Here is a 26,240-nt window from a genome sequence, read left to right as displayed (position 1 = left end):
CGGCGAAGGCCCCGGACCGTAGCGGTCCGGGGCCTCCTCACGCGTCCGCGGCAGCAGGGCGGCGGGGCACCCCCGTCCGCGGCAGCGGGGCGGCGGCGCGCCCCGCGGTCGAGGAACGTCAGCCGTTCAGCTCGGCCATCCACGCCTCGACGTCCGCGGAGCGGCGCGGCAGCCCGGCGGACAGGTTCCGGTTGCCGTCCTCGGTGACCAGGATGTCGTCCTCGATCCGCACGCCGATGCCCCGGTACTCCTCCGGCACCGTGAGGTCGTCGGCCTGGAAGTAGAGGCCCGGCTCCACGGTGAGGCACATGCCCGGCTCCAGCGTGCCCGCGACGTAGGTCTCGGTGCGGGCGGCCGCGCAGTCGTGCACGTCCATGCCGAGCATGTGGCCGGTGCCGTGCAGGGTCCAGCGGCGCTGGAGGCCGAGCTCGAGGACGCGCTCCACCGGGCCCTCGACGAGACCCCACTCGACCAGCTTCTCCGCCAGCACCCGCTGCGCGGCGTCGTGGAAGTCGCGGAACTTGGCGCCCGGCTTCACCGCGGCGATGCCGGCCTCCTGGGCCTCGTACACCGCGTCGTAGATCTTGCGCTGGACGTCGCTGAAGCGGCCGTCCACCGGCAGGGTCCGGGTGACGTCGGCCGTGTAGTAGGTGTGCGTCTCCACACCGGCGTCGAGCAGCAGCAGGTCGCCGGAGCGGACCGGGCCGTCGTTGCGGACCCAGTGCAGGGTGCAGGCGTGCGGGCCGGAGGCGGCGATGGTGCCGTAGCCGACGTCGTTGCCCTCGACGCGGGCGCGCAGGAAGAAGGTGCCCTCGACGTAGCGCTCGGAGGTGGCCTTGGCCTGGTCGAGGACCTTCACCACGTCCTCGAAGCCGCGGACCGTGGAGTCGACGGCCTTCTGCAGCTCGCCGACCTCGAAGTCGTCCTTGACCAGGCGCATCTCGGAGAGGAAGACCCGCAGCTCCTCGTCGCGCTCGGCGGTGACCTTGTCGGTCAGGGCGGCCTCGACGCCCGCGTCGTAGCCGCGCACCTGGCGCACCGGGCCGGTGGCCTCGCGCAGCGCGCCGGCCAGTTCCCGCACGTCGGAGCAGGGGATGCCGTACAGCAGCTCGGCCTCGGAGAGGGAGTGGCGGCGGCCGACCCACAGCTCGCCCTGGCCGGAGAGCCAGAACTCGCCGTTCTCGCGGTCCGAGCGCGGCAGCAGGTAGAGGGTGGCGCGGTGGCCGTCGGTGGCCGGCTCCATGACCAGGACGCCGTCCTCGGTCTGGTTGCCGGTCAGGTAGGCGTACTCCACGGAGGCGCGGAAGGCGTACTCGGTGTCGTTGGAGCGCGTCTTGAGGTTGCCGGCGGGGACGACCAGGCGCTCGCCCGGGAAGCGGGCCGAGAGCGCGGCACGGCGGCGGGCGGTCTCCCCGGCCTGGGCGATCGGCTCCAGGTCGCGCAGCTCCGTGTCGGCCCAGCCGGTCCGCATGTTCTCGGCGAGCTCGTCGGACACGCCCGGGTACAGGCCGTTCTTGCGCTGCTTGATCGGCTCTTCGGCTTCGGTGTCCGGGGTCTCCGGCAGCTCTTCCGCCACGACGTCCTCCTCAGGTACAGATGTATTCACCATCGTACGTATCGAGGGAAACGCCGCCCAGGGGCGTGAGGCGTACCACCCCGGCCGAGCACGGGCAGCGGGCCACGGGCGGGTCACGCGGCCCGGAACCGCGCCCGGCGGAACCACGCCCCCGGAACCACGCCCCGTGAACCGGGCGCCACTCAGTCGAAGCGGGCGGCCAGCAGCACCACGTCGTCGGGGCTGTCCCCCTGATCCGCCCGGTCCGCACCGTCCGGCAGCACGGTCTCCAGCACGTGCCCGACGAGCGCCTCGGGATCGTCGCGCAGCCGGCGGGGGACGGCCGCGGCGGCGCGGTGGAGCCGGGCGAAGGCGCGGTCGGTGGGGACGCCGGTGCGGCGCAGCAGCCCGTCGGTCCAGAGCAGCAGTGTCTCGCCGGGGTCGAGGCGGACCTCCGCGCCGGGCGCCTCCCAGCAGCCGAGCATGCCCAGCGGAGCGGAGAGCCCGGTCTCGACGAAGTCGGCGCGCCGGTCGCCGATCACCAGCGGCGGGTTGTGGCCCGCCCCGGCCAGGGTGATCCGCCGCGTGGCGGGCCGGCAGTGGGCGAACAGGGCGCGGGCGGGGAGGCCGGGCTCGGTGAGACGGAGCATCAGCTCCAGGTCGGAGAGGACGGCGACCGGGTCCTCGCCCTCCATCACGGCGTAGGCGCGCAGCGCGGCCCGCAGCCGGCCGGTCGCCGCCACGGCCTGCGGCCCGGAGCCGGTGACCTGGCCGACCGCCAGCCCCAGTGCCCCCTCGGGCAGTGGCAGCGCGTCGTACCAGTCGCCGCCGCCGAGCGGGCCGGTGCGGTGGGCGACGGCGAGGCGCACGCCGGGCGCCCGGGGCAGGCGCGACGGGCGGAGGCCGTCGGTGAGGGAGGCCAGCCGGGCACGGGCCCGTTCCACCTCGACCAGGCGGGCCAGATGGTCGGCGGCGAGCCCGAGGTAGTGGGTCACCAGGGCCCGCGCGGCACGGCCGGGGGCGGTGGGGGCGTCGTACAGCCAGACGACGGCCCCCAGCCGGGCGCCGTCGTGCGGGTCCAGGGCGTGCGCGTAGGCGGCGGCGTACCCGAGCCGGGCGGCCACCTCGCGGTGGCGCGGGGTGAGCCCGGGCTCGGCGGGGAGGTCGGGGCGGACCACCTCGGTGAGGGCGGGGTCGTCGGTCAGCGCGGCCTGGGGCCGGTCGGCGAGGGGCACGGTGTCGAGCTCACCGAGTTCGTCGTGGCCCAGCCCCAGCGCGATCGGGCGGCGCGGGCCGGTGCCGCCCGCGGGGTCCGGCACGGCCAGGCCGCGCCGGGCGCCCAGCAGCCCCGCACCGGTGCGCAGGATCTCGTGCAGCGCCTCGGCGACGGTTCCGGTGCGCAGCAGCCGCCCGGTGGACTCGTGCAGCGAGGTGAGGTCGGCGAGCCGGCCGGCCAGCTCGCCCTCCAGGACGTGCGCGGGCGCGGCGTACGGCGGTGCCTCGTCCACGGGGTCGAGGGGGCCGGCGGGGGCGGAGGAGGGGCGTGGGGCAGGGGCGGTGCCCGGCGCCCCTGCCACGGCGGGAACCGTGGAGGACGCGAGGGCGGTCGTGGCCTCGGGTGAATCGATTCCGGCCACTTTCGGCAGATGAGGGGCGCTCATGGCATCCGGCTTCCGGGCCGGTGCGTAGCGTGCAGAAGCATCGCAAACCCCCATGTGGTTCCGCGCAGCCGACGATCCCCCCACAACTAACGGACTCATCACGAGATGTCCAGTATTGTCCCGCCCGGAGCGTCGGTGTCCCTGGTGCGGGAGTGACGGCAGTGGTGACCGGGTGCGCCCTGGGAGTCTGTCCGGAAAACGCCGTGGCCGTCCGGGGGTGCGCTCGTATAGGGATGCGCCCCGCGGCGCGTCACCTCGGATTGGCGGGGTACCTACTGGTGGGAGAGCCGTAGGTGCGGAGCGGGCCGCGTGGAACCCGGTGACCGCCGCTGTGCGTCCGATGATCGACGGCTGGAACCGGTGTCCGGAAGTGGCGTTGCCGTGGCGCCCGTCGCCGCGGAGTAACACCCGTACGTGCGCGACCTACGTACCTCCGTACCGACGTACCGATGTGATGAGGAACGGCGAAACCGAACTTCGCCACCCCGCGCCATGCCCATGCTGTTCATGGGCGCTCCATCGGCCGCGGAACAGCAGGCGCCCGGGCGGTGTTCCCTGCCCTCAGGGCGGGTGCGGGCGCCGCAGTACGTACGCAGTGCAGTGATCGACACATGGTGTGATGTGGTCCTCGGTGTTGCCAGCGTGCAACGGAAAGGAACGAGCGCCCATGCGCGAGATCCTCGGAAAGCGACGCAGGCTTCTGTCGCTCCTGACCGGTCTGCTCCACCGGAGCGGGCCGGCCCGCTCGGGCCGGCGACCGGACGACAGGGGCGGGACCGTGGCCGGCCGGCCGGCCGGAGGCGGTGGGACGGCCGACGCGGCCGCCGGTTTCGCCCGGTGGGGCTGGCCGGTTCTTCCCGGTGCGGCGCCCGGCCCCGGGGGCCGGGGCGGCTGCGCCTGTCCTGATCCCGAATGCCGGTTCCCCGGCGCGCACCCCTTCGACCCCGAACTGCTGGCCGCCACCGCCGACGCGCGGATGGTCCGCTGGTGGTGGGCCAACCGGCCGAGCGCGCCGGTGCTGCTGGCCACCGGGGAGGGCGCGGCGCCGTGCGCGGTGAGCCTTCCCGCGGTGGCGGCCGCGCGGGCGGTGGCGGAGCTGGAGCGCGAGGGCGTGCGGCTCGGCCCGGTCGTCGCCTCGCCGACCCGGTGGGCGCTGCTGGTGCGGCCGTACTCCCTGGAGCGGCTGGGTGAACTCCTGCACGCGCAGGACATGGTGCCGGGCTCGCTGCGCTTCCACGGCCAGGGCGGCTATCTGGTGCTGCCGCCCTCGGTCACCGGTCAGGGCCGGGTGCGCTGGGTGCGGGAGCCGGAGCCCGGCGACGCCGCGCCGTGGCTGCCCGAGGTGGAGCGGGTGGTCGGCGCCGCGGTCACCGCGCTCACCCGCCCGGGAGTCGGCGCGCCCGACGCCTGACGGTGTGTGCGCGGGGCCCTCGGCGCCCGCGCCGCGGGCCACCGGGCCCGTACACGCGAAGACCCGGTTGCTGGCGACGGGGGATGCACCAGCAACCGGGCTACTTGCACGTTAACAAGAGATCCGTCGTTGGCAAACTCGGTCGTGAGCCTTTCGGCCGCGGCCGAAAGTCCCCTGCGGAGCGGTGCCACGCCGGCCCGGCAGGCGTCAGCTCAGCGTGACCTGACGATTCGTCAGTCCACCGCGGGCCCGGCGCTCGTCGGCGGTCAGCGGGGAGGTGTCGGCGAGGGCCTCGGCCAGTCGCTCGGCGAACTCGGCGGCCGGCTTCTCGACGTCCGCAGCGGTGACCCCGGTCGGCAGGTCCCACACCGGGACGACCAGGCCGTGGGCGCGGAACGACCCGACCAGGCGGGTGCCCTCGCCGAGGTCCGTGCGGCGTGCCGCGTGCAGCCGGGCCAGGGCGTCCAGCAGACGCTCCTCCTCGTGCGGCATGACCCAGCGCAGGTGGTTCTTCTCCGGCGTCTCGCACCAGTACGCGGCGTCCACGCCCTCCAGCTTGACGGTGGGGACGGCCGCTTCGTTGGCCCGCTCCAGGGAGGCCTTGACCTCGGCGGTGGCGGTGGACGCGTCCGGGACCCAGAACTCGAAGCCGGAGTGGACGACCGGCTCGAACGGGGCGTCCGGGGCCAGCAGGTCCTGCAGGCGCGGGGCGTCGGCGGGGGCGCGGCGGCCGGTGACCGGGTTGCCCGGCTCGGTCTCCAGGGCCTGGCTCAGCACGTCGGCCAGGTCGCGGCTGAGGTCGCCGGAGGAGGTGTCGTTCTGCAGGCCGACCAGCACGGAGCCGTCGTCACGGCGCAGCGCGGGCCAGGCCATCGGCAGCACGGTGGCCAGCGTGACGGAGGGAACGCCCTCCGGCAGGCCGCCCTTGAGGGTCAGTTCGGCGGTGGCGGCGGGCACCAGCTCACGCAGCGCCACCCAGTCGCACTCACCGGGCAGCCCCTCGAACGGACGCTGCACCAGCTCGGTCACCGCGTGCGCGGCGGCCCGGCCGTGGCAGGCCTTGTAGCGGCGGCCGCTGCCGCACGGGCAGGGCTCACGGGCGCCGACGACCGGGACGTTCCCGTCGTCGACCTGGGATCCGGCCGCGCGCTGCGGGCGCGCGCCCTTCGTCTGGGGACGCTTCTTGGCCATGGGGTGTCTCCCGGGTACGGCTGGTCTGCTCGAGCTTCGGCCGCGAGCCTAGCCGTTCCCCGCTCCCGCGCCGTTCCCGACGGCACGTCAGCCCGGGCCGCGGGCCCCGCCGGCGGCGGCCGGGACCACCCGCCGGAGGTCGACGCGCGTAGCGCCCGGCCGTGGCACGCGCACTCAGGACAGGTCGCCGAACGGGTCGGGAAAGGCGAGTTCCAGGTCGGCGAGCCCGGTGGCCGCCGGCAGCCGCGGTGCGACGACCCGCGCGGCGAAGTCCTCGCGGTGCCGCCCCGCGTCGGGGTCGTGCACGTCCCGGTGGACGATCACCCAGACCGTGACCTCGCCGGCCATCCCGTCGCGGACGCCCCAGTCGTCGGCGAGCGAGGTGATGATGTTCAGCCCGCGTCCGCCGTGCGCCGTGACCGAGGGGGTGGCCGCGCGGGGGCGGGTCGGGCCGCCGCCGTCCGTGACCTCCACCGTCAGCCTGCCGGTCGGCTCGATCCGCCAGGCGACCCGTACCTGCCCGTCGGCGCCGTCGTCCAGCGGGCGCCCGTGCTTGCAGGCGTTGCTCAGCAGTTCCGACAGGATCAGCACCGTGTCGTCGATCACCGGTTCGGGGACGCCGCCGCTGCGCAGCTGGTCCCGCACCCGGTGTCTTGCCCTGCCCACGCCGGCCGGCCCGTACGGAACGGCCATGCTCGACGACGTGGGCACCTCCTGTGCCACCATCAACGCCACCCCCGAGACCTCCTTCGCCCCACGCCAGGGTGTGGATGCCCCCTTGATCTGCGGCGGAAACCGCCCGGTACGGCCAGGACGACGCATTCACCCCCATCGGCGACACGCCGACTGCGCCGGTGCACACCCGCGAAGGGGCCCGAGACCTCCCTCACGGGCGTGTTCCCGGGCCCCGGCGCAGGTCAGCGGCCGAGCTGCCGCAGCACGGCGCTCGGCCGGTTGGTGATCACCGCGTCCACTCCGAGTTCCGCGCAGAGCGCGACGTCCGCGGGGTCGTCCACGGTCCACACGTGCACCCGGTGCCCGGCCCGCCGCAGCCGCTCCACGTAGGAGGGGTGGGAGCGGACGATCCGGATGGACGGTCCGGCGATCCCCACCCCGGCGGGCAGCCGCCCGTCGCGGAGCCGGGGGGAGACGAACTGCATCAGGTAGACGGTCGGCAGCGTCGGCGAGGCGGCCTGGATGCGGTGCAGCGACCGGGCGGAGAAGCTCATCACCCGCACCGGGGACTCCTCGGGCGAGGCCGGCGCCTCCAGCCCGAACCGCTTGAGCAGCAGCATCAGCCGCTCCTCGACCTGGCCCGCCCAGCGGGTGGGGTGCTTGGTCTCGACGGCCAGCTCCACCCGCCGTCCGGCGTCGCTCACCAGCTCCAGCAGCCGCTCCAGGGTGAGCACCGAGGTCGCCTCACGGTCCTCCGGCCGGTGCTCCCACTCGGGCGCCTCCTGGCGGCCGTGCCACTGCTCGGGGTGCTTCCACGACCCGAAGTCCAGCGCGGCCAGGTCGGCGAGCTCCAGGGCGGAGACCGCGCCGCGGCCGTTGCTGGTGCGATTGACGCGGCGGTCGTGCACGCAGACCAGATGACCGTCGGCGGTGAGACGCACATCGCACTCGAGCGCGTCCGCTCCGTCCTCGATGGCCTTACGGTAGGCGGCCAGGGTGTGCTCCGGCGCGTCCTCGGAGGCGCCGCGGTGGGCGACGACCTGGATGCGCTGCTGCGATGCGTTCGTCACCGCGTCATGGTGCCACCCCCGGGTGGCGGTCGGGGAACCGGTCGGAGCACCTTGAACCGCCGCCCTTCGCGACATCTGTCGCGGATGTCGCGAATGTCCGTAGTAAACAATGTCCGGGCCGGATGCAGCACGGCTTATCGTGCTCTGACGCCCTGTGGGAAAAGCTGATGGACGGATGCCGAACATCCCGTCCGCACACCAGCATGGATCGAGGAGAAAAGCTGTGAGCAGCGAGAACGAGGGCACTGCGGTTCCGCCGGTTCCGTCCGCCCCGCCGGCGTCGGGGGAGACTCCCGCTGCTCCTCCGGCAGCAGCGGCGCCGCCCGTCCCGTCGACCCCGCCCGCGGCCGCCGCCCCGACGGAGCAGCTGCCGCCGGTCCCCGCCGACGCCCCGGCCCCAGCCCCTGCCCCCGCCGCGGCACCGGCCGCCGCTACGGACACGGCGCAGCCCGCGCAGCCGTTCGCCGCGCAGCCCGCGCAGCCCGCGCAGCCCGCGCAGCCCGCGCAGCCCGCGCAGCCCGCGCAGGCCCACGCCGCGCAGCCCCACGCCGCGCCGGCGTACGACGCCCAGGCCGCTCAGCCGTACGACGCGCACGCCCCGCAGGGCGCCGGCGCCTGGCCCCCGCCGACCGCGCCCGCCCAGGGCGGCGGCTGGGGCAGCGCCGCCCCGCTGCAGCCGTCGGCCGTGCCGCCCCGCAAGAAGGGCCGCGGCGGCCTGATCGCCGCCGTGGTCGCGGCCGCCCTGGTGGCCGGCGGCATCGGCGGCGCCATCGGCTTCGGCCTGGCCGACTCCGACTCCGGCGCCTCCACCGTGGTCTCCGCGGGCGGTGCCAGCGTGCAGCGCGCCCCCGACTCGGTGGCCGGCGTGGCCTCCGCGGCCCTGCCCAGCACCGTCACCATCGACGCCCAGAACTCCGGCGGCGAGGGCGGCACCGGCACCGGCTTCGTCTTCGACACCGAGGGCCACATCGTCACCAACAACCACGTGGTGGCCGAGGCCGTGGAGAGCGGCAAGGTCACCGCCACGTTCCCCGACGGCAAGAAGTACGACGCCGAAGTGGTCGGCCACGCGCAGGGATACGACGTCGCGGTCATCAAGCTGAAGAACGCGCCCGCCAACCTCAAGCCGCTGCCGCTGGGCGACTCCGACAAGGTGGCGGTCGGCGACCCGACCATCGCCATCGGCGCCCCGTTCGGCCTGTCCAACACGGTCACCACCGGCATCATCAGCGCCAAGAACCGCCCGGTGGCCTCCAGCGACGGCGGCGCGGGCAGCAAGGCCTCCTACATGAGCGCCCTGCAGACCGACGCCTCCATCAACCCCGGCAACTCCGGCGGCCCGCTGCTCAACGCGGACGGCGCGGTGATCGGCATCAACTCCGCCATCCAGTCGGCCGGTGACGGCTTCGGCACCGGCCAGGCCGGCTCCATCGGCCTCGGCTTCGCCATCCCGATCAACCAGGCCAAGTTCGTCGCCCAGGAGCTCATCAAGACCGGCAAGCCGGTGTACGCCAAGATCGGCGCCTCGGTCACCATGACGGAGGGCGAGGGCGGCGCCCGCATCATCGGCGACGGCGCCACCGCGGTGGAGTCCGGCGGCCCCGCCGACAAGGCGGGCCTGGAGCCGGGCGACCTGATCACCCGCTTCGACGACAAGGCCATCGACAGCGGCCCGGCCCTCATCGGCGAGATCTGGACCCACAAGCCGGGCGACAAGGTCGAGCTGACCTTCGAGCGCGACGGCAAGGAGCGCACGGTGGAACTCACCCTCGGCTCCCGCGTCGGCGACAACTGAGCTGACACGGCGCCTCGGGGACCCGTTACTCTTGTCCCCGCGCCGGGCTCGCCCGACGCGGGGAGGCGTGCCCGAGCGGCCGAAGGGAACGGTCTTGAAAACCGTCGTGGCAGCGATGTCACCGTGGGTTCAAATCCCACCGCCTCCGCGCTGAGAGCAGTGAGAACGGCCCCTGACCCGGGTGTTCGGGTCGGGGGCCGTACCGCACCCAACGCCGGTGACTGACCTTGCTTCCCTCTGACTCCCCCTTCGCAGGGGCACGGGTGGGGCGTGACTGGTAGATGCGCGTTCAGCCGGTAACTGCCGTCAGCGGCCAGGCGTATTGCTCACGAGCGTGGTTGACGGTGCCGGGTCTTGCTCATGACGAAGACCTCCGGTGTGGTGGAGGTGTCTAGGCTTCACGCACAGCGGAGGTCTTCATGTCCCACCGTATCGCCCGGCTGACCGTTCACGGCAGACGGATCCTGATCGAACGCGTCGCCTCCGGCCGGCCGGAGGCCGCTGCAGCAGCACGACGTGGAGCCGGTCCCGTACGCCGGCCTCGTTCCAGGCGGCGAGCAGACGCCAGCACGTCATGCCGGAGCCGAAGCGGATCTCCTGGAGCAGGTACTCCCGCTGGACGCCGGTGTGCAGGACCAACAGGATCCCGCGCGACCCACGGCCGAGAGTCCCTCTTCCCCGCGCACGGACCAGCGAGCATCTGCGCCGACAGTCACACCATCAGCCGACTTCTGTTGGGACCTTTTAGGGCTGGATGGGGCCGTTGCTGGATATCGTCAGGTCGGCCCTTGCCGCTTCATGGAGAACATTCAGGGCTTCTACCAATGGAATCGGGCGAAGTTCTGCTATTCCGCTTGAGGGAAGTCGTGCCATCCTGAGGAGATCCTAAGTTCGCTGGTTGACAGCGTGGGCGGCCGTAGCAGCCTTGTCGTCGCTCAGTAGGACGAAAGTCTCGAAGAGGATGGATCTTCTGTTCTCGCTCCTCTCCATCTCGGTCAGCGAGTCAGAGGCGTCCTTTCCCTGGTCACGGGCCCGTCCGGCGTCCATGGCGGCCCGCTGGATTTCCTTGATGCACGACACGTACTCAATGTAGGTGTCAAGCTTTCGTTCGTCCCACCGAGTGGCCAGCAGATGCCGTAGCTTTGTCCGCTCGATCATGGTCGTGGCAAAGAAGGACGTTAGAGCGCCGATGAGGACGCCGACCAAGGTAATGATTTGAGTGGCCATGCCGAACAACGTACCTGGGCGGAAGCCTGCCGAGCGGCTGAACAGATGCTATGGACTTTTGGCTCAACGGGCACGACCGAGACCAGGGGCACCGAGGGGGCACGACGACAAGAGTGACGGCTCTGCCGGGGTGCTCACACTCGTCCGACCTGCGGCGGAGCGTGCTGCCGATCAGGGGGCGCCCCCACCGGGGGCGCCCCTTCCCCGTCACCGACCGGGAGGATGCTCATGCCGTCCGGGCCCACCAGGTTCTTCGATCACCGGCGGACGAAGTACGACTTCCTCGACCTGATCCTCGTCCGCTGCCCGCAGTGCGAAGGCGTCGCCCGGGTCGTACCGGCTCCCCTGGACGACGGCGGAGCCGGCGCCTCGATCTGGACCAGGCGTCGGGTCGTCTGCCGCGTCTGCGCCTTCTCCCGTGAGTCCGACGGCAACGTGCTGTCCCTTCACCGAGGACCGGGCCAGGTTCACGACCCGTACCTCGGCCTTCCCCTGTGGCTGCAGAGCGAGACCCGTCACGGCCGGTTGTGGGCCTACAACCTCGAACACCTGCGGCTGATCGACAAGTTCGTGCACGCGACCTTGCGGGAGCACGCCTCCTGGCACCTCGCCGTGCGGAGGATGACGGTGATCGGCAGGTTGCCCACCTGGGTCAAGCTGGCCAAGAACCGCGCCGAGGTCCTGCGGACGATCGACGGCATGAGGCGATCCTTGGTGCACTGATCCGGGTGGCTGGGCTCATCGGCCTCCTGCCGGGCGAGTTCGGCCGGGCGCTTCGGGGCGAAGGGGCGGGCGCAGTGCCCGGTGTCCGGTCGTCCCTCGTCACGCTCTTCCGGTCGGAGGGGGAACAGGCCGTAGTCGGGGCCGGCGCCACCGGCACCGACCTCTTGGAGGAACGTGCGGTACTCGGCGGGGAGTTCCGTGCCGAGTCGCCGCTCGGCCGTCCGGAGCTCGCAGTCGGTCAGGACGGGAAGGAGCTCGAACCGGTGGCCGGAGCCCTGGAAGTCGGCGCCGAAGACCGCCCTCCGGTGCGGAGCCTCCCGCAGGGCGAGGACGCGCTCCCGCACACCGTCCCAGGTTCCCGCCATCACCCTTCCTCCGCCCTCGTCGGCACCAAGGGGCGTCAGCGTAGGTCGAGTTGTGGTTCAGCGGCGCGGGACAAATGCGTGGCCGGCGGTGCCCCGGTGCCGGGAGGATCGGTGGCATGAGTCGTGAGGAGAACGAGACGGTCGGCCTGGAGTTCATCGCGACGCAGTGCGTGGAGCTCGTGGAGGAGCGGTTCGGGCGCCGGTTGGACTGGAGTCTGGACAGCCTGGGTGAACTGGACGGCGCCTGCGACGCGTTGCTGGCGGAGGGGCCGCTCGCCGAGGAGCGGATGGAGCTCTGGTGGAAGCTGGTCGGGGCCTACACGGGTGAGGTGCTGGTCCGGGCGTACGGGGGCCGCTGGATCACCCACGAGCAGTCGCCGGGCGCACCGGCCGTGGCGGCGCTCGGGGTGACCGGCTTCCCGTTCGGCATCGCGCACAAGGTGCTCAGCGGCGAGGAGTTCAAGAGTCTCGACTCGTTCGGGCGCTCCCTGCCGGTGATCGCGGCGGACCGGTCCCGTCCGGCGGAGTGAGGCTCCGGCGGACGGGGGTACCGGCGGGCGGGGGTACCAGGCGCTGCGGCGCGTCAGCCGGTGGCTGTGTCCGGCAGGGCGGTGTCCGGGAGGTCGTCGTCGTGTGTGTCGGCGACGATCTCGGCGAGGGTGAAGACCGCTTCCCTGCTGGTCAGCAGGTTGTCGACCGCCACGAAGTAGCTGCGCCCGCCGAGGCGGAAGACCCGGCGCCGCTGGCGTCGCCGCCCCGCCTCGCTGGCGGCCTCCTCGTAGGTGTCGACGATCCGCAGCATCTCCGCCATCGCCTCGTCCTCCGTCCCCTCGAACTCGCGCTGGACGGTGTACCGGAACGACTCGGTCTGGCTCTTGGCTCGCAGGACGGCCCATCGCGGCATGGTGATCTCCGGTCCGTGGGGCGGCGCGGGCCGCGAAGTCACGCGGCGCGTCGCGGGGTTGGCGGGCACGGTAGCGGAGCGGGGGGCGTCGCGGGAGCCCTCTTCCCCGGAGAAGTCCATGATCGGGTGTTTATCGGCGAACCATCACGCTTGCGAGCGAACCGGTGGTCCGGTGCGGTTTGCCCAGGAGCGGGTGGGCATGTCTGGGGCGAGGACGCAGCGGGGCGGTCCGGTCAACCGCCCCGTCCGACGGGGCGGTTCGCCGCCCCGGAGGGAAAAGCCCTTTTCGCCACTCGGTGTTCTTGTCCGTGTCCGCCCACCACCAAGGAGGAACCAGATGGCATCCATCCGCACGAACCGCGCCGGCGGCGCGGTGGCGCGCGGCGGCGGTCCCCCGGTGGGCGCGCTGCCCGCGGGGGGATACGAGGCGGGCCGGGGAGGTCTGTGGTGAGGGGGCCGCGGCCGCCGGAGCGCTAGGGCTTCCGGCGTCCGCGGGACGGAGCGTGCTTCATGGGGATTCGCGTGTGCGCGACGGCGGGCCTTCCGCCGTCGCGCACACGCGTGCGCTCACGCTCCGTCCCGCACGACCCGGCCCCGCCCCTCGGGGAACCCGAGGGGGACTCGGGGGAACCCGGGGGAACCCCGACGCCGCCCTCCGTCTGGAGGAGGTCGGGCCGTCCCTCGCGTCCGACCTGCGATGGACCCCGTTCGGGCCGTCCGGCCGATCCGCGCGAGGCCCGGTCGCTCCTAGCGTGAGGACATGACCCTCAGGACGTCACCGCCCCCGCCGCGCGCGACCTCCTATGCCTCCTTCACGTCGTACGTCCAGGCCCGCAGGCCGGTGCTGCTGCGCACCGCCCGGTCGCTGACCAACGACCCCGGGGACGCGGAGGACCTGCTCCAGACCGTCCTCGCCCGCATCTACCTCCACTGGGACCGGATCGCCGACCACGGTGCCCTCGACGGCTACGTCCGCCGCGCCCTGGTCAACACCCGGACCTCCCAGTGGCGCCGTCGCCGCGTCGACGAGCTCCCCAGCGACATCCTCCCCGAGCCCCGCGACGCCGGCGCGGGCCCCGTCGACCCGGCCGAGCACCAGGCGCTGCGCGACGCCCTGTGGCGTGCCGTCCTCCGCCTCCCCGACCGCCAGCGCGCCATCGTGGTGCTCCGCTACTACGAGGACCTCAGCGAGGCCGGCACGGCCGAACTGCTCGGCGTCTCGGTGGGCACCGTGAAGTCCTCGCTGTCCCGTGCACTGGTCAAGCTGCGGAAGGACCAGGAATTGCAACCCGTGAAGTAGTGACGTGAGCGCCTTCGCCTGTGCAGAATCTCCGGAAACTTACCCACGCGTAATGACGCGCGTTCCTCGGGGAGGCACCGGTGCAGAGCACGATGCAGGACGTCGAGCTGACGGTCTCGCGAATCCTGTCCCACGGCACGACCGTGCACGGTCGTTCGGAGGTCATCACCTGGACGGGCGAGGGTGCGCCGCAGCGCCGCACCTTCGCCGAGGTCGGCCGCCGGGTGGCGCAGCTCGCCCACGCCCTGAGGGACGACCTCGGGGTCACCGGCGACGACCGTGTGGCGACGCTGATGTGGAACAACGGCGAGCACGTGGAGGCGTACTTCGCCATCCCGTCGATGGGCGCGGTCCTCCACACCCTCAACCTCCGCCTGCCCGCCGAGCAGCTCGCGTGGATCGTCAACCACGCCGCGGACAAGGTGATCATCGTCAACGGCTCGCTGCTGCCGCTGCTCGCCCCGCTGCTGCCGCACCTGCCGACCGTCGAGCACGTCGTGGTGGCCGGCCCGGGCGACACCTCCGTGCTGGAGGGCGCGAGCGCCCGCGTGCACGAGTACGAGGCGCTGATCGCGGGCAGGTCCGAGAGCTACCCGTGGCCCGAGCTGGACGAGCGCCAGGCCGCCGCCATGTGTTACACGTCCGGCACCACCGGGGACCCCAAGGGCGTCGTCTACTCCCACCGCTCCGTCTACCTGCACTCGATGCAGGTGAACATGAGCCAGTCGATGGGGCTCACGGACAGCGACACCTCCCTCGTGGTCGTGCCCCAGTTCCACGTCAACGCCTGGGGCATCCCGCATGCCACCTTCATGACCGGCGTCAACATGCTGATGCCGGACCGCTTCCTGCAGCCCGCCCCGCTGGCCGAGATGATCGAGACGGTGCGGCCCACCCATGCCGCCGCCGTGCCCACCATCTGGCAGGGACTGCTGGCCGAGCTCGACGCCAAGCCGCGCGACGTCTCCTCGCTGCGGCAGGTCACCATCGGCGGCGCCGCCTGCCCGCCCGCGCTGATGAAGTCCTTCGACTCGCTCGGCATGCGCGTGGTGCACGCCTGGGGCATGACCGAGACCTCCCCGCTGGGCACCGTGGCCCGCCCGCCGGCCCACGTCGAGCCCGGCAGCGACGAGGAGTTCGCCTACCGCACCACCCAGGGCCGCTTCCCGGCCGGCGTGGAGGCCCGCCTCACCGGCCCCGGCGGCGAGCGGCTGCCCTGGGACGGCGAGTCCGCCGGCGAGCTGGAGGTGCGCGGCCCGTGGATCGCGGGCGCCTACTACAACGGCCCCGACGCCGAACCGCTGCGCCCGGAGGACAAGTTCAGCGAGGACGGCTGGCTGAAGACCGGCGACGTCGGCGTGATCAGCCCGGACGGCTTCCTCACCCTCACCGACCGGGCCAAGGACGTCATCAAGTCCGGCGGCGAGTGGATCTCCTCGGTGGAGCTGGAGAACGCCCTGATGGCGCACCCCGCCGTCGCCGAGGCGGCCGTGGTGGCCGTGCCGGACCCCAAGTGGGACGAGCGGCCGCTGGCCGCCGTCGTCCTCAAGGAGGGCGCGGAGGCGGAGTTCGCGGACCTGCGCGCCTTCCTCGCCGAGGAGGGCGGCATCGCCAAGTGGCAGCTCCCCGAGCGCTGGACGCGGATATCGGCGGTCCCGAAGACCAGCGTCGGCAAGTTCGACAAGAAGGTCCTCCGCAGGCAGTACGCGGAGGGTGAGCTGGACGTGACCACCCTCTGACGGACCTTTGGGACCTCCGGGACCTCCCGGACCTCACGGAAAGGGCGCCCCGCGGTTGGCCGCGGGGCGCCCTCTGCGCACGTCTGCCGGGACCGGACCGGCGGGATCAGTTGGTGCCGATGCGCGCCAGCAGGTCCACCAGGCGCTCCTGGACCTCGTCCTCGGTGGACCGCTCGGACAGGAACAGCACCGACTCCCCCGAGGCCAGCGCCGGCAGCGCCCCCGGCTCCACGGGCGCCGTGTAGACGACCAGCGGGGTGCGGTTGAGCCGGCCGTTGGCGCGCAGCCAGTCGAGGATGCCGGCCCGGCGCCGGTCCATCCGCATCAGGTCCGTCACCACCAGGTTGGGCAGCACCTGCGGGGCGAGCGCCACCGCCTGGGCGTCGTCGGCGGCCCGCCCGACCTGCATGCCGCGCCGCTCCAGCGACGCGGTCATCGCCGCGGCGATCTCGTCACGCCCCTCGATCAGCAGCACCCGCGGCGGGTGCTGCTCGCTGTCCCGCGGCGCCAGCGCCTTGAAGAGCACCGCCGGGTCCGCGCCGTACGCCTCCTCGCGGGACGCGTGCGCGAGGCCCGCGGTCACCATCACCGGGACCTCGGCGGCCACCGCGGCCTCCCGCAGCGACTGCAGCGCGGTCCGGGTGATCGGGCCGGTCAGCGGGTCGACGAAGAGCGCGGCGGGGAACGCCGCGATCTGGGCGTCCACCTCCTCGCGGGAGTTGACCACCACCGGGCGGTAGCCGCGCTGGTTGAGGGCGTGCTGCGTGGTCGGGTCCGGGGCGGGCCAGACCAGCAGCCGGCGCGGGTTGTCCAGCGGCTCCGGCGGCAGTTCGTCGTCCATCGGGCGCGGCTGCGGCTGGTCCGATACCTCCACCGCCCCGCCCGGGCCGTCCAGCGGCTCCGGGCCCTCGGCGGCGTCCGCGTCCGGCGCGCCGATGGCGTACGACCGGCCCACGGTGTTGTCCGGCGCCGGGCCCGGCCGCGCGGCGGGAGCCTGCGGCCGGGGGAGCCCGACGGAGGGCACCGGGGGCAGCGCGGGAGCGGCGCCCGGCACGGGCGTGGGCTGCGCGGGCGTCGCGGAATCGGTCCCCTCGGCGGCACGGGTGCCCAGCTTGCGACGGCGGCCGTTCGAGGCCGGGTTGGCCGGCGGTGGCGTGGGCTGGCCCTGTCCCGGACGACGCGCGAACGGCACGCCCTGGCCGAGAGTGCCGAGGGTGCGGACGCTGAACGCGCGGCCCTGAGTGCTGCTGGTGCTGTCGCCGGGGGCCGGCTGGCCGGCGGGCGCGGCGGGCGCGGCGGGCTGCCCGGGCGCGGTGGCCGGGGCCGGCTGGGCCGGCTGGGCCGGAGCCGGGGGTGCCGGGGGCGCGGCGGCGGACTCGGCGGGCAGCGGCTGGGCGAGCCGCGGCTGCGGCGGCGGCGCGGGCTGCGCCGGGGGCAGTGCGGCACCGGCGGGCGGGGCCGGCTGCGCCGGGGCGCCCTGAGGGGCGGCCTGGGCGGGAGCGCCACCGGGCACGGCAGCGCCCGGCCAGACCGGCGCGGGCGGAGGCACCTGCGCCGTGCCCGCACCTGCCGGGGCCTGCGCGGGCACCGGCTGAGCGACGTTCTGCGGCCCGCCCTGCGGCGGCACGGTGGTCATCTGCGGGGGCGCGGGCTGCCCGGCGGGCGGCTGCTGCGCCGGAACCGGCACGGGCTGTCCGCCGGCGGCGGGCACGGGCTGGGCCGGGGCGCCGGGAGCGGTTCCCTGCGCGGGGACGGGCACGGGCTGCTGCCCCACCACCGGCTGCTGCCCGGCCACGGGCTGCGGGGCCTGCGCGGGCTGCGGGGCCTGTGCCGGCTGTCCCGCCTGCGCGGGCTGCGCGACGGCACCGGGCTGGGCCACCGGCTGCGCGGGCTGCGCGGGCTGCGCCGCGACCCCAGGCTGGGCCACCGGCTGCGCGGGCTGCGCGGGCTGCGCCGCGACCCCAGGCTGGGCCGGCGGCTGCACCGGCGGCGCGGGCTGCACCGGCGGCACCGGCTGCGCGACCGTACCGGGCTGCACCGGCGGCGCGGGCTGCGCGACGGCACCGGGCTGCACCGGCGGCACCGGCTGCGCGCTCGCACCGGGCTGAACCCCCGGCTGCCCGGCCACCTGCAGCGGCACGGGCCGCGGCACACCACCCGGCTGCACGGGCTGCTGAGCCCCGGCCCGCGGAACACCCTGGGCGGCAGGCCGCGGCTGAGGCACCGGCTGAGGCACCGGCTGCGCACCCGCCTGGGCGACCCCCGCCACGTTCGCCGCGGCCAGGTTCACCCCCGCACCCTCGGTCGTGCGGTCCGCGTCCGCCGGCGGCAGCGCGAACGGCGTGCGCGGCGCGGCCTCCTGCGCGGCGGCGTCGGCCTGCGCGGCCGCGGCCGCCGCGGCACGGCGCCGTCGCCCGGACGGCTGCGCCACGGCCGCCTGCGCGTCCTGGCCCGCGTCACCGCCCCCCGCGGGCAGCGCCGCGGGCAGGGCACCGGCGGCCTGCCCCTCGGGCGCACGGCCCCCGGCGGGCACCGGAACGCCCTGCGGCGGCACCGTCCCGCCCAGTCCCTCGGCGGTGGCCGCGGCCCCCGCCGCGTGCTCGGCCGCCGTCACGACCGCACCGGTCGCCACGGCCTCGACCGCACCGGCCTGCACCGCCGGGGCCGCGGCCCCGGCCTCCTCCGCGCTCGGCCGGCCCCGCCGACGACGTCCCGTGCCGGTGGTGGCCCCGGCAGCGACGCCGGGAGCCTCCGCGCCCGTCGGGGCGTCCTGCGCGGGCAGCCGGACGTCGGCGGACTCGTCCGCCGCGGCACCCGCACGCCGCCTGCGCCGACCCGTGGGCGCGGCGGCCGGCGCCTGCTCGGACACCGCGGCCACCGCGGCGGGCGCGGTCTCCACCGGCGCGGCCTCCGCGTTCTCCACCGGCGCGTGCGCGTCGTCGAGGAACGCGTCCACCGAGGACCGCCGCGCACGCCGACGGCCGGACCCGCCACCCGGGGCGGCCTCGGGGGCCGGAACCGGCGCGGGGGCGGGCTCCGGAGCCGGGGCGGGGACCTCGACGACCCCCGCGCCCGACCCCAGCGGCACCTCCAGCACGAACGCGCTGCCGCTCATCCCGGGCACCTCGTGCGTCTGCAGCACACCCCCGTGGGCGCGCACGATGCCCTGCACGACCGGACCGTGGACCGGATCGCCGCCGGAGTAGGGGCCGCGCACCTCGATGCGCACCACCTCACCGCGCTGCGCCGCCGCCACGACCACCGTGTTGTCCATGTAACCGCCCGTGGAGACGGGCGAGTTGCCGGTGGCGTCCACCCCGGCGACGTCCGCCACCAGGTGCGCCAGCGCGGTGGCCAGGCGCTGCGGGTCGACCTCCGCCTCGATGGGCGGCGCGTGCACGGCGAACTGCACCCGTCCCGGACCGATGAGCTCCACGGCGCCGTCCACACCGGCCGCGACCACCGCGTCCAGCATGACCTTGACACGGTCCAGCTTCTCGCCGCCCGTGGCCAGCGACTGGTAGCCCAGCACGTTGTCGATGAGCTGGGTGATCCGGGAGTAGCCGGCCGACAGGTGGTGCAGCACCTGGTTGGCCTCCGGCCACAGCTGCCCGGCGTCGTCCGCCGCGAGGACGGACAGCTCACGGCGCAGCTCGTCCAGCGGCCCGCGCAGCGAGCGGCCGAGCAGCATCAGCAACTGCTCGTGGCGGGCGGCCAGTTCGTCGTAGCGGTCCTTCTCCCGCTCCGCGAGCGAGGCGTACCGCTCGTCGGCCGCGGCCGAGGCCTCGGTGAGCTGCTCGGCGAGTTCGCGGACCTCCTCCGTGCGGGCCTCGGTCAGCTCACGCACCTGCTCGGCGTGCGCCTCGGTGAGCCTGCGGAGCTCCTCGGCGTGCGCCTCGGTCAGCTCCTCGACCTCGCCGACGTGCTGCTGGCGCAGGGAGGTCAGCTCCGAGGCGTGCTCCTCGGAGAGCTTCTCCAGCTCCTCCTCGTGCCGCTTCTCGGCGTCCTCCCGCTCCTTGACCAGGTTGTCGAAGGGCCGGCGGTCGGTGAACGTCATCACCGCGCCCACCAGCTGGTCCCCGTCGCGCACCGGCGCCGTGGTCAGGTCGACCGGGACCTTCTCGCCGCCCTTGGACCACAGCACCTGGCCGCGCACCCGGTGCTTGCGCCCGGAGCGCAGGGTGTCGGCGAGCGGGGACTCGGCGTACGGGAAGGGGGTGCCGTCGGGCCGGGAGTGGAGGATCAGGTCGTGCAGTTCGCGGCCGCCGAGGTCGCTGGCCCGGTGGCCCAGGATCTGCGCGGCCGCCGGGTTGACCAGGACCACCCGGCCGTCGGTGTCGGTGCCGACGACGCCCTCCGCGGCGGCCCGCAGGATCATCTCGGTCTGCCGCTGGGAACGCGCCAGTTCGGCCTCGGTGTCCACCGTGCCGGTGAGGTCGCGGACGACCAGCATCAGCAGCTCGTCACCCGTGTAGGCGGGGCTGTGGCCGTCGTGGGCCTGGCCGCCGTTCTCCAGGTTGGCGCTGGTGACCTCGACCGGGAACTCGCTGCCGTCGGTGCGGCGGGCGGTCATCCGGGTCGGCCTGGTCCGCACGCCGGGCTGCAGCGAGTCGCCCGGGCGCCGCATCGAGCCGGGGATCAGCCGGGAGTCGAACTCCGGGAGCAGATCGAGCAGTCCGCGCCCTACCAGGGCCGTGCCGGGCGTCTCGAACGTGTTGAGCGCGATGGTGTTCGCGTTGACGACGGTGCCGTTGGCGTTGACCAGGACCAACGCATCGGGAAGCGCGTCCAGTATGGCTGCGAGGCGAGCAGCGCCTCGGGATGGCCTGCTGCTCACGAGACGCATTCCTCCCTGTTACCGCACCGTGCTGACCGTGAGGGCCATCTTGCCAACCGGCCCGGCACGTGTCACGGGCAGAGTCTACGGGCACCGGGCGACGCGGCGGCCCCGGATGAGAGGGAGGTCGCACGAGAGGTTGACGCCGAGTGCGGGGGAAATGTGGAGTTCTACCCTCCGTTTCGGGTGTCCTCCGTGGTCCGGTCCGGACCGCCCACGGCCCGGATCTCCGGGAGGACCGGCACCATCGTGTCCCACCGCGCGGTGCCGCAGCCGTCCCGCCGGTCGTAGGAGGCGTTCACCCGCCGGCCGTCCCACCATCCGGTGATCCGCGCCGTCGCGGGACCGCCGTCCACCATCGTGCAGAACATCTGCGGGGCCGGCGGGGCGAACGGGTCACCGGCCGTGGCGCGCGCCGGGCCGTCGAGCCGGGCGCAGGCGGCGGCCGCGTCGGGGTGGTCGCCGCCGGCCGGGTGGCAGCGGAGCCGGTACGTGCCGTCCAGGGCCCGGCCGGCGTCCCGCACGGTGACGGTGAGCCGGTCCCGCAGCCGGTGATCGTCGAGCGGGGCTCCTGCGGCGGGCGCCGGGGCGACGGCGAGGGCTCCCAGGGCGGCCACGGCGGCCAGGGCGGCGGTGCGGGAGGCGCCGCCGCGAGGGGCGGCACTGCGGGCGGCGGCGATGCGAGAGGTGAGGTGCGACATGCCCTGCTCAACGCGGAACGGGGCCTCCCGGTAGCGGGCGCCGCGCGGGTCTCTCCGATTCCGTCCGGCACGCCGAAAGCCCTTTGCCCTGCGGGCCTGCGGCCTAGTACCGTGGGGGCCAATTGGTGACGCGGCGCTCGTCTGTGTCATCATCTGCACACACCGCTCGCGCTTGCGCGAGAGCTGTGCTGGAGGCGTCGCCTAGTCCGGTCTATGGCGCCGCACTGCTAATGCGGTTTGGGCCTTCAAGCCCATCGAGGGTTCAAATCCCTCCGCCTCCGCCCCGCTCGGGCCCCCGTTCTTCGGACGGGGGCCCGAGGTGTTTGTCCGGCCCCCTCCGTGCGCCACTGCACGCGCCACTCCACGTGCCCCTACGCCGCGAGCCGGCCGCCGCGCCACGACGACGATCTTCCCCGCGAAGCCGCCCCGGCCCCCTCCGCCCTCGGATCCACCGTTTCGACGTTTCCGCAGGTCAGGCAGGGTGTGCCGAATGGATTTCACATGTCGGCGGCAGTCATGTAATGTTCTTCCTGTCGCCGGGACGGGCCGAAAGGGCCGAAACGGAGACGACAACAGAACAAGCACTCGTAGCTTAACGGATAGAGCATCTGACTACGGATCAGAAGGTTGCAGGTTCGAATCCTGCCGAGTGCACACAGGTGAGAGGCCCCGGACGAGAGTCCGGGGCCTTTCGCGTTGTGTCCGGTCAGGGGTAGCGGCAGGGTCAGGGTCGGGGGCAGGTGATCTCCGGCAGCCAGTCCGGGCGGTGGCACGGTGCGAAGGACCACGTGCCGTCGGAGTACCGGTCCTCCGTGCTGTCGGTGTAGACCTCGAGGGCGCCCCGGGGCGTCAGGCGGTAGTGGTCGCGGACCGGGTCGCCCTCGACGGTGCGGTACCGCACGTCCAGTTCGGCTCCCTTGTGCTGGTCCAGGGCGCGGCGGAGGCAGTCGATCTCGGTCGTGGCGTGGGTGCGCATCTCGTCGCCGTGGGAGAGGGTCACCGCGCCGCAGCTGGCGAAGGGGGTACGGGACTCCCAACTGCTCCTGGCCGGGTCGTCGGTGAGGAGCAGCCCGGCGAGACCGCCGACGGTGAGGACGGTTCCCGCGATCAGCGCGGTGAGGGCGAGGGCACGGGACGGCCGGGGCGGCGGGCCGCCGGCCGCCCGGGGGAGCCGGGCCGCGGTCCGGGGGCGCAGGGCCGGCACGCCGAAGGCGGCGAGGGCCAGGCCGGCCACCAGGAAGAGGGCGGCGAGGTACGTCGGCGGGCCGGTGACGGAGATCATCGGGTGATCGTCGCGGGCGTCCTCCACGAGGTCAACGGTTCTCGCGCGGTCGGCCGGAGCAGGGGCCGGGCCCGCGTCATAGTGGGGAGCGGTACCGACGCAGGGGTTCACCGCACAGGAGGCCGAGGGATGACCGAGACGCTGACCGTGGCCGTGCTGGGCACCGGGATCATGGGGGCCGCGATGGCCCGCAACATCGCCGGAGCCGGGCACGGGCTGACGGTGTGGAACCGCAGCCGGGAGAAGGCGGAGCCGCTGGCCGCCGAGGGGGCGCGCGTCGCCTCGACACCGGCCGGGGCGGTGGAGGGCGCCGACGTGGTCCTCACGATGCTGCGCGACGGGCCCGCCGCGCTGGAGGTGATGCGGCAGGCCGCGCCGGGGCTGCGTCCGGGCGCGGCGTGGGCCCAGTGCACCACGGCCGGGCTGGAGGCCCTGCCGGAGCTGGCGGACTTCGCCGGGGAGCACGGGCTGGTGTTCTACGACGCGCCGGTGCTCGGCACCCGGCAGCCCGCGGAGGCGGGGCAGCTCACCGTGCTGGCGGCGGGACCGGCCGCCGGGCGGGAGCTGGTGACGCCGGTGTTCGACGCCGTCGGCGCGCGGACGGTGTGGGCCGGCGAGGACGGTGCGCGGGGCGGGGCCACCCGGCTGAAGCTGGTGGCCAACAGCTGGGTGCTGGCGGTCACCGGCGCGGCCGGGGAGACGCTGGCGCTGGCGAAGGGCCTGGGCGTCGAGGCGGAGGCGTTCCTGGACGTCATCGCCGGTGGCCCGCTCGACATGGGCTACCTGCGGGCCAAGGCCGAGCTGATCCTCGAGGACCGGCTGACGCCCGCCGCGTTCGCCGTGGAGACCGCGGGCAAGGACGCGCGGCTGATCGTGGACGCGGGTCGGCGGAACGGAGTGCGGATGGACGTGGCGGCGGCGACCGCCGAGCGGTTCCGGCGGGCCGAGGAGCAGGGGCGCGGCCGGGAGGACATGGCCGCCGCGTACTGGGCGAGTTTCGACGAGGAGCGGGGGACCGGCTCCGGGGGCGGGGCGTCCTGACCACGCGCGGATGGCACAGCGAGGGGCTGCGCTGGACGGTGGACGGCCCGCTGCTGCGGTGGCGGGGCGGCCGGGAGAGCGCGCTGCCCTGCGGGAAACGGGTGGTGCTCGCGGTGCCGGGTGACGCGGTGCGCCGCTGTGTCGGAGCGCGCGGCAACCCGTGCCCGCTGGGGGCGGAGGTGCCGGGGCGGTCGGCGTCGGCGCGGTGCGAGGAGTGCGCGCGGCTGGAGCGGGCGCACTCGGTGGCCGCCGACACGCTGGCCGACGACCCGCGGCCGTACCACGTCTATCTGGCCTGGTTCGGGCCCGGGATGACCAAGGTGGGCATCACCGCGGTGCGGCGCGGGCCGGCCCGGCTGCTGGAACAGGGCGCGGTGGCGTTCACCTGGCTGGGGCGCGGGCCGCTGATGGCGGCGCGGCGGGCCGAGGAGGTGCTGCGGGCGGCGCTCGGGGTGCCGGACCGGATCCCGTACGACGCCAAACGGGCCGTGCGGTCCGGGCTCCCGCGCGACGCGGGGGAACGGGGCGCGGAGGTGGCCGCGCTGCACGCGCGGGTGGCGGCGCTGTCGGGGTGGCCGGAGGCGCTGGAGCGGATGCCGCTGGAGGTGGTGGACCACGCCGGGGTGTTCGGGCTGGACGGGCTGCCGCCGGCCGCGGGGACGGTGCGGGAACTGGTGCCCGGCGGCCTGGTCGAGGGGCGGCTGCTGGCCGCCGCGGGGCCCGACCTGCACCTGCGGACCGGTCAGGGGGTGGTGGTGCTGGACACGCGGCTGCTGCCGGGGTGGCCGCTCACCGCCGCGCCGGAGGGCGGCGGGGGCCTCGCGCTGCCGCTGCCGCTGCGGGCGCCGGTGCGGCGGGCTCCTGACCAGCCGGGGCTTTTCTGAACGTCGCCGGAGGCACCCACCGCGCGGGCACCTCCCCGGCCGCCGGCTGCCCTGCCCCCTGCCCACGGCCGCCCGGCCTCGGGACCGGGCCGCAGCGTGCCCCCGGCCGAGGCCGGGCAGGGCGGCCGGGCGAGGGCTCGCCACCGCTGGCTCGCCGCCGCTGGCTCGCGGTCGCTGGGCCGCCGCCGGGGGCCGATGCCGTGGAACCGCTGTCGCTGGCTCGCCACTGCTGGCCCGCCGCCGGGGGCCCGTCGCCGTGGAACCACCGCCTTCGCAGAGCCGTCGCCGCGGGCCCGCCCCCGCAAAGCCCCCCGCAAAGCCCCCCGCAGAGCCGCCCCCGCAGAGCCGCCCCTGCGGGACCGCCCCCGCAGGAGACCCCGTGGCGGCGCCCCTCACCCCGAGGTCAGTCCTCGTCGGCCAGGTGGGCGGGGAAGCCCCCCGTGGCGACCGGACCCCAGGTCACCGGGGTGACGCGGATCAGGGACTTGCCCTGCTTGACCATGGCGGCCCGGTACTCGTCCCAGTCGGGGTGCTCCCCGGCGATGTTCCGGTAGTACTCGACCAGCGGTTCCACCGAGTCGGGGGCGTGGATTACCTTCGCGGTGCCGTTGACCTGGACCCAGGGGCCGTTCCAGTCGTCGCTGAGGACGAGGACCGAGACCCGCTCGTCCCGCTGGGCGTTGCGGGTCTTGGCACGCTCCGGATAGGTCGAGACGACGATGCGCCCCGCGTCGTCGACGCCGCAGGTCAGCGGCGAGGCCTGGGGGCTTCCGTCGGAGCGGCGGGTGAGCAGGATCGCGCGGTGACGGGGGCGGACGAAGTCCAGCAGTTCCTCGCGCGAGACGGCGGTGTTGGTCGCGATGTTCTTCGGTGCCATGGTCCGCAGCCTAGGGGCCGTCCCGGCCCGGCTCCACGGGACGTGTGGAAGAACGGGTAGGCACGCGGAAGACGTGACACGCATGGGGCGGCGCGGCCCGTGTGCCGCGCCGCCCCATCGGAGGCACGGGGCCGTCAGACGGCCGGGAGCTCCGTGCCCCGGACCGCCTGGACGTCCAGCTCCACCCGCAGCGTGGTGCCGATGGCGGCGATGCCCGCCTGCACGATCTGGTTGTAGTTCATCGCGAAGTCTTCCCGCCGCAGCTCCGCGGTGGCCCGGAAGGCGGCACGGGTGCCGCCCCAGGGGTCCGCGCCGGTGCCGAGGTAGCTGAGGGAGAGGTCCACGGGGCGGACCAGGCCGCGCATGGTCAGCTCGCCGTGCACGGTCCACCGGTCGGTGCCGGAGGGCGTGAGGGCGTGCGACCGGTAGGTGATCTCCGGGTACTTGTCGACGAAGAGGAAGTCCTCGGAGCGCAGGTGCTCGTCCCGGGTGCGGTTGCCGGTGTCGATGGAGTCGGCGCGGATCACCGCGTCCACCCGCGAGTGGACGACGTCGTCGGGGGCGACCTCGATGACGCCGGCGAACTCGGTGAACCGTCCGCGCACGCTGGAGATGCCCAGGTGCTGGGCGACCGCCCCGACCGTGGAGTGCACCGGGTCGACGGTCCAGGGGCCGGGCGGCGGAAGCTCCTCCCCGCCCTGGCGGGCCAGGGTGACGACGCCGACCTCGGCCTGCCCGGAGGCGGTGACGATGGCGCTGGCGGCCACCGGGGCGTAGCCGACGGCGGTGACGATCACCGTGTAGGCGCCGGGCGCGAGGTCGGTCAGGTCACGGACCTGGCCCTCCGCGTCGGCTTCGGCGCGCAGCACCTGGACGCCGTGGGCGTCGGTCAGCGTGACGACCGCGTGCGACACGGCCCATCCGTCCCGCGTCCGGACTCGTGCGGTCAAGGCCATCCGATGTCTCCCTCGAAGGCATGGCGTGGAAAAAGGGAACGGCCCG

At 74.5% G+C, this 26,240-nt stretch carries 20 protein-coding genes, 3 tRNA genes and 2 pseudogenes; 12 read left to right on the top strand and 13 right to left on the bottom strand.

Features of this window, described 5'->3' with window-relative positions; translation table 11 throughout:
- Positions 1-118: 118 nt before the first annotated feature.
- Positions 119-1,609 carry an aminopeptidase P family protein gene (locus tag ACWD3O_RS00575; protein WP_451414412.1) on the bottom strand — a complete coding sequence of 497 codons (1,491 nt, stop codon included), beginning with the start codon at positions 1,607-1,609 and terminating at the stop codon, positions 119-121.
- A 149-nt stretch (positions 1,610-1,758) separates the two neighbouring features.
- Positions 1,759-3,216 (bottom strand): SpoIIE family protein phosphatase, encoded by a 1,458-nt coding sequence (locus tag ACWD3O_RS00570; protein WP_451414411.1) that lies wholly within the window; start codon positions 3,214-3,216, stop codon positions 1,759-1,761.
- Between the two features lie 667 nt (positions 3,217-3,883).
- Here ACWD3O_RS00570 and ACWD3O_RS00565 point away from each other — a divergent pair.
- Entirely contained in the window at positions 3,884-4,627 is a 744-nt protein-coding gene (locus tag ACWD3O_RS00565) for a bifunctional DNA primase/polymerase (protein WP_451414410.1), read from the top strand.
- Between the two features lie 207 nt (positions 4,628-4,834).
- Here ACWD3O_RS00565 and ACWD3O_RS00560 read toward each other — a convergent pair whose 3' ends face one another.
- From ACWD3O_RS00560 to ACWD3O_RS00550, 3 genes are all read right to left on the bottom strand, one after another.
- Positions 4,835-5,818 carry a DUF5926 family protein gene (locus tag ACWD3O_RS00560; protein ID WP_451414409.1) on the bottom strand — a complete coding sequence of 328 codons (984 nt, stop codon included), beginning with the start codon at positions 5,816-5,818 and terminating at the stop codon, positions 4,835-4,837.
- Between the two features lie 174 nt (positions 5,819-5,992).
- Entirely contained in the window at positions 5,993-6,640 is a 648-nt protein-coding gene (locus ACWD3O_RS00555) for an ATP-binding protein (RefSeq protein WP_451414408.1), read from the bottom strand.
- Positions 6,641-6,735: 95 nt separating this feature from the next.
- Positions 6,736-7,563 (bottom strand): glycerophosphodiester phosphodiesterase, encoded by an 828-nt coding sequence (locus ACWD3O_RS00550; RefSeq protein WP_451411461.1) that lies wholly within the window; start codon positions 7,561-7,563, stop codon positions 6,736-6,738.
- 223 nt (positions 7,564-7,786) lie between these two features.
- Here ACWD3O_RS00550 and ACWD3O_RS00545 point away from each other — a divergent pair, with 223 nt between their 5' ends.
- From ACWD3O_RS00545 to ACWD3O_RS00535, 3 genes and pseudogenes are all read left to right on the top strand, one after another.
- Positions 7,787-9,358 carry a S1C family serine protease gene (locus ACWD3O_RS00545; RefSeq protein WP_451414407.1) on the top strand — a complete coding sequence of 524 codons (1,572 nt, stop codon included), beginning with the start codon at positions 7,787-7,789 and terminating at the stop codon, positions 9,356-9,358.
- Positions 9,359-9,419: 61 nt separating this feature from the next.
- Positions 9,420-9,506 (top strand) — tRNA-Ser (locus ACWD3O_RS00540).
- Positions 9,507-9,777: 271 nt separating this feature from the next.
- Positions 9,778-9,880: pseudogene (locus tag ACWD3O_RS00535) on the top strand (IS481 family transposase); the annotation flags it as partial.
- Here ACWD3O_RS00535 and ACWD3O_RS00530 read toward each other — a convergent pair.
- Both ACWD3O_RS00530 and ACWD3O_RS00525 read right to left on the bottom strand, forming a co-directional pair.
- Positions 9,857-10,006: pseudogene (locus tag ACWD3O_RS00530) on the bottom strand (transposase); the annotation flags it as partial. The pseudogenes ACWD3O_RS00535 and ACWD3O_RS00530 sit on opposite strands and share 24 nt — an antisense overlap.
- Positions 10,007-10,243: 237 nt before the next feature.
- Positions 10,244-10,585, bottom strand: a complete 342-nt coding sequence (locus ACWD3O_RS00525) for a hypothetical protein (RefSeq protein WP_451414406.1) — start codon at positions 10,583-10,585, stop codon at positions 10,244-10,246.
- Between the two features lie 228 nt (positions 10,586-10,813).
- Here ACWD3O_RS00525 and ACWD3O_RS00520 point away from each other — a divergent pair, with 228 nt between their 5' ends.
- Both ACWD3O_RS00520 and ACWD3O_RS00515 read left to right on the top strand, forming a co-directional pair.
- On the top strand, positions 10,814-11,308 hold the full coding sequence (locus tag ACWD3O_RS00520) for a hypothetical protein (protein WP_451414405.1): 495 nt from the start codon (positions 10,814-10,816) through the stop codon (positions 11,306-11,308).
- A gap of 481 nt (positions 11,309-11,789) precedes the next feature.
- A complete protein-coding gene (locus tag ACWD3O_RS00515; RefSeq protein ID WP_451414404.1) occupies positions 11,790-12,203 on the top strand; it encodes a hypothetical protein in 414 nt (137 codons plus the stop codon).
- A 53-nt stretch (positions 12,204-12,256) separates the two neighbouring features.
- On the opposite strand, the gene ACWD3O_RS00510 is transcribed toward ACWD3O_RS00515, so the two are convergent.
- Positions 12,257-12,577 carry a hypothetical protein gene (locus tag ACWD3O_RS00510; RefSeq protein WP_451414403.1) on the bottom strand — a complete coding sequence of 107 codons (321 nt, stop codon included), beginning with the start codon at positions 12,575-12,577 and terminating at the stop codon, positions 12,257-12,259.
- 760 nt (positions 12,578-13,337) lie between these two features.
- On the opposite strand from ACWD3O_RS00510, the gene ACWD3O_RS00505 reads away from it, so the two are divergent.
- Together ACWD3O_RS00505 and ACWD3O_RS00500 are read left to right on the top strand one after the other, a co-directional pair.
- Positions 13,338-13,877: a SigE family RNA polymerase sigma factor gene (locus ACWD3O_RS00505; RefSeq protein WP_451411436.1), complete on the top strand. Its 540-nt coding sequence runs from the start codon at positions 13,338-13,340 to the stop codon at positions 13,875-13,877.
- An 80-nt stretch (positions 13,878-13,957) separates the two neighbouring features.
- Positions 13,958-15,616 (top strand): long-chain fatty acid--CoA ligase, encoded by a 1,659-nt coding sequence (locus ACWD3O_RS00500; RefSeq protein WP_451414402.1) that lies wholly within the window; start codon positions 13,958-13,960, stop codon positions 15,614-15,616.
- 106 nt (positions 15,617-15,722) lie between these two features.
- On the opposite strand, the gene ACWD3O_RS00495 is transcribed toward ACWD3O_RS00500, so the two are convergent.
- Both ACWD3O_RS00495 and ACWD3O_RS00490 read right to left on the bottom strand, forming a co-directional pair.
- Positions 15,723-20,453, bottom strand: coding sequence for a PAS domain-containing protein (locus ACWD3O_RS00495; RefSeq protein ID WP_451414401.1), 4,731 nt, complete (start codon positions 20,451-20,453; stop codon positions 15,723-15,725).
- Between the two features lie 170 nt (positions 20,454-20,623).
- Positions 20,624-21,154: an SSI family serine proteinase inhibitor gene (locus ACWD3O_RS00490; RefSeq protein ID WP_451414400.1), complete on the bottom strand. Its 531-nt coding sequence runs from the start codon at positions 21,152-21,154 to the stop codon at positions 20,624-20,626.
- Between the two features lie 190 nt (positions 21,155-21,344).
- On the opposite strand from ACWD3O_RS00490, the gene ACWD3O_RS00485 reads away from it, so the two are divergent.
- Positions 21,345-21,435 (top strand) — tRNA-Ser (locus ACWD3O_RS00485).
- A gap of 300 nt (positions 21,436-21,735) precedes the next feature.
- Positions 21,736-21,808 (top strand) — tRNA-Arg (locus ACWD3O_RS00480).
- Positions 21,809-21,878: 70 nt separating this feature from the next.
- Here ACWD3O_RS00480 and ACWD3O_RS00475 read toward each other — a convergent pair.
- Complete coding sequence (locus ACWD3O_RS00475) at positions 21,879-22,436, bottom strand: hypothetical protein (protein ID WP_451414399.1); 558 nt, start codon at positions 22,434-22,436, stop codon at positions 21,879-21,881.
- A 129-nt stretch (positions 22,437-22,565) separates the two neighbouring features.
- Between ACWD3O_RS00475 and ACWD3O_RS00470 the strand changes: the two genes are divergently transcribed.
- Positions 22,566-23,477 (top strand): NAD(P)-dependent oxidoreductase, encoded by a 912-nt coding sequence (locus tag ACWD3O_RS00470; RefSeq protein WP_451413045.1) that lies wholly within the window; start codon positions 22,566-22,568, stop codon positions 23,475-23,477.
- Between the two features lie 38 nt (positions 23,478-23,515).
- A complete protein-coding gene (locus ACWD3O_RS00465) occupies positions 23,516-24,361 on the top strand; it encodes a DUF2797 domain-containing protein (protein ID WP_451414398.1) in 846 nt (281 codons plus the stop codon).
- 403 nt (positions 24,362-24,764) lie between these two features.
- On the opposite strand, the gene ACWD3O_RS00460 is transcribed toward ACWD3O_RS00465, so the two are convergent.
- Both ACWD3O_RS00460 and ACWD3O_RS00455 read right to left on the bottom strand, forming a co-directional pair.
- The gene (locus ACWD3O_RS00460) at positions 24,765-25,238 is read right to left on the bottom strand and encodes a PPOX class F420-dependent oxidoreductase (RefSeq protein WP_451414397.1); all 474 of its coding nucleotides are present in this window, start codon (positions 25,236-25,238) and stop codon (positions 24,765-24,767) included.
- Positions 25,239-25,372: 134 nt separating this feature from the next.
- Positions 25,373-26,194 (bottom strand): YceI family protein, encoded by an 822-nt coding sequence (locus ACWD3O_RS00455; protein WP_451413042.1) that lies wholly within the window; start codon positions 26,192-26,194, stop codon positions 25,373-25,375.
- Positions 26,195-26,240 lie beyond the last annotated feature (46 nt).

The organism is Streptomyces sp. NPDC002640 (assembly GCF_053592575.1).
The sequence above is the reverse complement of the archived record's forward strand: the minus strand, read 5'-3'. Positions and strand labels throughout refer to the sequence as shown.

What these genes read in the sequence shown, in the direction of transcription:
- ACWD3O_RS00570 (WP_451414411.1), bottom strand. Translation starts at nt 3,216, where the DNA reads ATGAGCGCCCCTCATCTGCCGAAAGTGGCCGGAATCGATTCACCCGAG.
- ACWD3O_RS00470 (WP_451413045.1), top strand. Translation starts at nt 22,566, where the DNA reads ATGACCGAGACGCTGACCGTGGCCGTGCTGGGCACCGGGATCATGGGG.
- ACWD3O_RS00505 (WP_451411436.1), top strand. Translation starts at nt 13,338, where the DNA reads ATGACCCTCAGGACGTCACCGCCCCCGCCGCGCGCGACCTCCTATGCC.
- ACWD3O_RS00555 (WP_451414408.1), bottom strand. Translation starts at nt 6,640, where the DNA reads ATGCGTCGTCCTGGCCGTACCGGGCGGTTTCCGCCGCAGATCAAGGGG.
- ACWD3O_RS00455 (WP_451413042.1), bottom strand. Translation starts at nt 26,194, where the DNA reads ATGGCCTTGACCGCACGAGTCCGGACGCGGGACGGATGGGCCGTGTCG.
- ACWD3O_RS00560 (WP_451414409.1), bottom strand. Translation starts at nt 5,818, where the DNA reads ATGGCCAAGAAGCGTCCCCAGACGAAGGGCGCGCGCCCGCAGCGCGCG.
- ACWD3O_RS00525 (WP_451414406.1), bottom strand. Translation starts at nt 10,585, where the DNA reads ATGGCCACTCAAATCATTACCTTGGTCGGCGTCCTCATCGGCGCTCTA.
- ACWD3O_RS00565 (WP_451414410.1), top strand. Translation starts at nt 3,884, where the DNA reads ATGCGCGAGATCCTCGGAAAGCGACGCAGGCTTCTGTCGCTCCTGACC.
- ACWD3O_RS00515 (WP_451414404.1), top strand. Translation starts at nt 11,790, where the DNA reads ATGAGTCGTGAGGAGAACGAGACGGTCGGCCTGGAGTTCATCGCGACG.
- ACWD3O_RS00520 (WP_451414405.1), top strand. Translation starts at nt 10,814, where the DNA reads ATGCCGTCCGGGCCCACCAGGTTCTTCGATCACCGGCGGACGAAGTAC.
- ACWD3O_RS00575 (WP_451414412.1), bottom strand. Translation starts at nt 1,609, where the DNA reads ATGGTGAATACATCTGTACCTGAGGAGGACGTCGTGGCGGAAGAGCTG.
- ACWD3O_RS00510 (WP_451414403.1), bottom strand. Translation starts at nt 12,577, where the DNA reads ATGCCGCGATGGGCCGTCCTGCGAGCCAAGAGCCAGACCGAGTCGTTC.
- ACWD3O_RS00475 (WP_451414399.1), bottom strand. Translation starts at nt 22,436, where the DNA reads ATGATCTCCGTCACCGGCCCGCCGACGTACCTCGCCGCCCTCTTCCTG.
- ACWD3O_RS00460 (WP_451414397.1), bottom strand. Translation starts at nt 25,238, where the DNA reads ATGGCACCGAAGAACATCGCGACCAACACCGCCGTCTCGCGCGAGGAA.
- ACWD3O_RS00490 (WP_451414400.1), bottom strand. Translation starts at nt 21,154, where the DNA reads ATGTCGCACCTCACCTCTCGCATCGCCGCCGCCCGCAGTGCCGCCCCT.